The 948-nt window shown below is 58.8% G+C and carries 1 protein-coding gene; it reads right to left on the bottom strand.

All coding sequences use genetic code 11. From position 1 onward, the window contains the following. Positions 1-32: 32 nt before the first annotated feature. Positions 33-948, bottom strand: a 916-nt coding sequence (locus tag F6X42_RS42885) for an ISL3 family transposase (RefSeq protein WP_187639767.1), incomplete at its 5' end; no start/stop codon positions are given.

The raw sequence follows: 948 nt of genomic DNA, 5'->3' as shown, positions 1-948 counted from the left end.
GGCTATTTCAAAAGTGGAGTGGGTAATGCGGCTCACGAGGCATGTGGATTGAAGGCCGAGAAGTCGAGCTTGCCTGCGATCAGGAACAGCACGGTCCGCATGGTTTTGAAGCTGGCGTATCCGCGCGCCTTGCGCTTGGCAGCTTGAAACAAGCCGTTGATCGCTTCAATGAAACCATTGGTCTGGCGCGTCTGGGCCCACGCGACGATGCCGTCGAAATGACGAAGAATCATGCGTGCGACGTCCTTCATGAGCTCGACCTTGGAACGCATGACGTTGCTACACCACCGGCGCAACATCTTGGAGACTACATGGATTTGCTTGCGATCGAGTATCTCGCGCAGCTGCTCGCGGTACATCCAGGCACGGGCGGTGCGGTTGGTGGTGTACTGGCTGATCAGCGCCTCGAGATCGGTCAGTTGCGCGAGATTCAGCTTGTCAGCATCTTTGAGCAGCGACCAGCGCATGCCCTTCAGTGCAGGATCAGCCTTCTGCTGCTCGCGGCGCACACCATCGAGTGCTTTGGACGCGTGCGCCACCACATGAAACTTGTCGAACGTCACACGTGCATCGGGCAGATGCTCGTCCACGCCCTTGATGAAGGCGGGGGACATGTCGATGCTGACCGATTTGATCTGCGCAGGCGATGCGTTGTGTTGCTCCAGGTGATGGGCAAAGCGTTCGACGACGCCTGCATCCTTGCCTGGCGTGACGAAGACCACGCGCCTGCCATCCATGTCAGCGACGAGCGAGACATAGTCGTGGCCACGTCGGCACGAGGTTTCGTCAATGGCCACCGCAGTGACTTCGGACAAGTCAGTGGCGGCCACGGCCATATCCACGTACCGATCACATATGGCCTTCACGCGATGCCACGACAGGTTCACCAGACGAGCCACAGCCGCAAATGTCATCTCCCGGCACAACGTCAGCACGAGCGCTTCAAAC

The sequence above is a fragment of the Paraburkholderia podalyriae genome, assembly GCF_014397785.1.
GTDB lineage: Bacteria > Pseudomonadota > Gammaproteobacteria > Burkholderiales > Burkholderiaceae > Paraburkholderia > Paraburkholderia podalyriae.
The sequence above is the reverse complement of the archived record's forward strand: the minus strand, read 5'-3'. Positions and strand labels throughout refer to the sequence as shown.